Raw genomic sequence first — 3,926 nt, 5'->3', positions numbered from 1 at the left:
CCCCCAGCAGCCGCTGCATGTCGGTGATCGCGGCGCGGGCCACCTCGCCCAGCTCGGCGAACTCCCCGGCCGCCGCCTCGGGCAGCCCCGGCAGCCGGTAGGGCGCGGTCTCGCAGCGCACCACCACCATGGACATGTGGTGGGCGACCACGTCGTGCATCTCCCGCGCGATGCGGGCCCGCTCGACCAGCGCGGCCTTCTCGTCCCGCGCGGCGTGGAAGCGCCGCTCGGCCCGCCCCCGCCCGCCGACGGCGTACGCGGCGAGCAGGAGCAGCAGCAGGATCAGCACCGTGGTCGGGTAGTACCCGCCGAAGTCGTCGTTGACCGAGAGCGCGATCCCGGCCAGCACGAGCGCCGTGACGCACGCCACGGCGAGCACCACCGGCCGGGCGAAGACCAGCCCGACGGCGACCAGCGGCAACGGGAACCACAGCCACTCGCCGACGGTGAGGATCTCCGGCCCCGATCCGGTGATCAGCCGGATCACCACGAGCCCGGCCAGCGAGGCGCGCCAGGCGGCCAGCGGCGAGGAGAAGCAGAGCAGGGCGATCGGGGCCGTGGTGGCCGCGAACAGCGCCACCCACCAGCCGCCCGGCTCCTGGTGGGCGGTGTAGTCCGAGCTGGTCACGATGGCAGGCACGAGCGCGCCGACCAGCAGCGCCGCCCGCAGCGGGCCGCGCAGCCGCCCCACCGGAACCCGCGTCCGGTCCGGCAGGAGGACGGCCTGGAGCAGGACGTGGAACGCGGAGCGGATCACCCGGCGATGCTAGGGCGCGGGCGGGGCCCGGCACATCGCTCCGGGGAGCGTCGTACCGGGGTATCACCCGCCCGCTCCTCGGGCAAGGCGTTGCGACACCCGAAGCGCACGGGGTAGGCATTACTCCTGACCGCGGACCCCGACGGAAGCTGGCCGAATGCACCCGCAGCAAGATCCGGATCGCTGGGCGCGCCTGCACGCCGTGGCCGGGGAGGCCCTGGCCGCCACCAAGGTGGGCGAGGACGCTGTGGCGGTGGACCTCGTCACCGGCTACCTGAGCGGCTCGCCCGAGGGCGACGAGGACATCAGGGAGCTGGTGCTGCTGCTGTTCTCCGAGTGCAGCGGCATGGTGTCCGCGCTGGGCTCGGGCGGGGCGACGCCGGTGAAGATGCAGGTGTTCGACGAGGCGGGCCAGGAGGTGCCGATCGACGACGCGGACCCGCCGGTGCGCACGGCGATCCGCGCGCTGCTCGCCGAGGTGCACGGCGACCAGGAGGCCGCCGCCGAGCAGATCGAGATCGCGCTGGCGAACGGCGCGCCGCAGGAGCTGGCGACGGTGGTGCTCCAGGCGCTGCGGTGGACGGTGAAGCTGGCGCTGGAGTGCCAGACCCGCGACCTGCCGGTGTCGGAGTGGATCACGGCCTCCTTGGAGGAGTGACCGGAGCGGTGACCGGCGGGGCGCCGGGGGCCGGAAACCGCCCAGAACGCCCTCCCCGCCCCCGCGAAAATGATGTGGAACACAAAAGGAAGATTTAAAGTCGATTTAAAAAGCAGCATTTCCTTGACGGCGCTCGCTATCGAGGTCCATTCTTCTCCGCAGGCGTTCTTCCCTGCTCATAAAAGCGCCGAGGAGAAAAGCGGAACATGAAGACCAGAACGGGCGTGCTGCTCGCCGTCGCGGCTCTCGCGGCGGGTTCCTACGCGCTGATCCCGTCCGCGAGCGCGGCGACCAACCTGACGGCGACCTTCGCCAAGACCCAGGACTGGGGCAGCGGCTTCGAGGCGAAGTTCACCGTCGCCAACGGCGGGTCGTCGGCCTCGAACAACTGGAAGATCGAGTTCGACCTGCCCTCGGGCACCACGGTCGGCTCCTTCTGGGACGCGCAGGTCACCCGGAACGGCGACCGCTACACGGCGACCAACCGGGACTGGAACGCGGCGGTCGGCGCGGGCTCCTCGGTGGCGTTCGGCTTCATCGGCGCGGGCGGCGGAGCCCCGACGAACTGCACCATCAACGGCAACCCCTGCGCGGGCACCGGCACCGGCAACCCCGGCGACAAGGCCGCACCGAGCGCCCCCGGCGGCCTGAAGGCCACCGCCACCACGGCGGACTCGGTGACGCTGGCCTGGAACGCGTCGACCGACAACGTCGGCGTGGTCGCGTACGACGTGTACAAGGGCGGCGACAAGGCCACCACCGTCGCGAGCCCCACCGCGATCGTGTCCGGCCTGACCGCCGACACCTCGTACCAGTTCAGCGTCGTGGCGCGGGACGCGGCGGGCAACGCCTCGGCGAAGAGCGCGGCGCTGACCGCGAGGACCGCGAAGAAGGCGGGCACCACCCCGGAGCCCTCGCCCGAGCCGTCGCCGAACCCCAACCCCAACCCGCAGCCGAGCCCGGACCCCACCCCGGACCCGCAGCCGTCCCCGGCGGGCGGGCGCGGAGCCCCCTACCTGTTCCTCGGCTGGGGCAACCCGCAGTCGGCGACCACCGTGATGCAGCAGACCGGCGTCAAGTGGTTCACGATGGCGTTCATCCTGTCCTCCGGCGGCTGCACCCCCTCGTGGGACGGCACCCGGCCGCTGACCGGCAGCGTGGACGAGACCACGATCAAGGCGATCCGCGCGGCGGGCGGTGACATCGTGCCCTCGTTCGGCGGCTGGAGCGGCAACAAGCTCGGCCCGAACTGCTCGACCCCCGAGGCGCTGGCGGGCGCGTACCAGAAGGTCATCGACGCCTACCAGCTCAAGGCGATCGACATCGACATCGAGAACTCCGACGAGTTCGAGAACGAGGTCGTGCAGGACCGCGTGCTGTCCGCGCTGAAGATCGTCAAGCAGAAGAACCCGAACGTGCAGACCATCGTCACGTTCGGCACCGGCACCACCGGCCCGAACTTCTGGGGCAACCGCCTCATCGAGCGGGCGGGCGCGCTGGACGCCAAGATCGACGTCTTCACGATCATGCCGTTCGACTTCGGCAGCTCCAACATCGCGACCGACACCATCAGCGCGGCCACCGGGCTGAAGAACAAGGTGAAGTCGACCTTCGGGTACAGCGACGCCGACGCCTACAAGCACATCGGCATCTCGGGCATGAACGGCCTGTCCGACCAGAAGGAGCTGACCACCGCCGCGGACTGGACCAAGATCCGTGACTGGTCGAAGAACAACGGCCTGGGCCGCCTCGCGTTCTGGGCGGTCAACCGGGACCGCGGCGGCTGCGACGGCCAGGTGTCGGCCAGCTGCTCGGGCATCGCGCAGGCCGACCTGGAGTTCACCCGCATCACCGCGGGCTTCTGACCTCCAGCAGCTCCCCCAGCAGCGCGGCGACCTGCTCCTCCTCCACGAGGAACCCGTCGTGGCCGTACGGCGAGGCCACGACGCGCAGGTCGCCCGCTGCGGGGATCGCCTCGGCCAGCTCCCGCTGCTGCTCCAGCGGGTAGAGCCGGTCGGTGTCGATCCCGGCGACGAGGGTGCGCGCGGTCACCGAGCCCAGCGCCGCGCGCACCCCTCCCCGGCCCCGGCCCACGTCGTGGCCGTTCATGGCCTCGGTGAGCACCCGGTAGCTGCCGGGGTCGAACCTCTTCGCCAGCTTGTCCGCCTGGTGGTCCAGGTAGGACTCGACGGCGAACCGCCCGTCCCCCTGGACGCTCCGCCCGAACCGGGTGTTGAGCTCGGCGGCGGTGCGGTACCCGTGGTGGGCGATCCGCCTGGCCACCGCCATCCCCTGCTCCGGGTGCAGCCGCAGGGCGTGCAGCTGGGCCGAGGCGAGCGCGATCTGGTCGGCGCTGGACGCGGCGGGCGCGGCGAGCACCAGCAGCGACCGCACCCGCTCCGGCGCGGTCACCGCCCACTCCAGCGCCCGCATCCCGCCCATGGACCCGCCGACGACGGCCGCCCACGAGCGCACGCCGAGCGCGTCGGCCAGCCCCAGCTCGGCGGCCAC

At 72.0% G+C, this 3,926-nt stretch carries 4 protein-coding genes; 2 read left to right on the top strand and 2 right to left on the bottom strand.

The window, feature by feature from the left end; translation table 11 throughout:
* A partial coding sequence (locus ACTUAL_RS15770) for a histidine kinase dimerization/phosphoacceptor domain-containing protein (protein WP_440900790.1) occupies positions 1-757 on the bottom strand: 757 nt, incomplete at its 3' end.
* 157 nt (positions 758-914) lie between these two features.
* On the opposite strand from ACTUAL_RS15770, the gene ACTUAL_RS15765 reads away from it, so the two are divergent.
* Complete coding sequence (locus tag ACTUAL_RS15765; RefSeq protein ID WP_096496853.1) at positions 915-1,415, top strand: hypothetical protein; 501 nt, start codon at positions 915-917, stop codon at positions 1,413-1,415.
* Positions 1,416-1,621: 206 nt separating this feature from the next.
* Complete coding sequence (locus tag ACTUAL_RS15760) at positions 1,622-3,280, top strand: cellulose binding domain-containing protein (RefSeq protein ID WP_440900789.1); 1,659 nt, start codon at positions 1,622-1,624, stop codon at positions 3,278-3,280.
* Here ACTUAL_RS15760 and ACTUAL_RS15755 read toward each other — a convergent pair.
* Positions 3,264-3,926, bottom strand: a 663-nt coding sequence (locus ACTUAL_RS15755) for an alpha/beta fold hydrolase (RefSeq protein WP_440900788.1), incomplete at its 5' end; no start/stop codon positions are given. The genes ACTUAL_RS15760 and ACTUAL_RS15755 overlap by 17 nt on opposite strands.

It is taken from the genome of Actinosynnema sp., from assembly GCF_052038725.1.
Note: the sequence above shows the minus strand (reverse complement) of the source record. Positions and strands in the feature narration are given on the sequence as shown.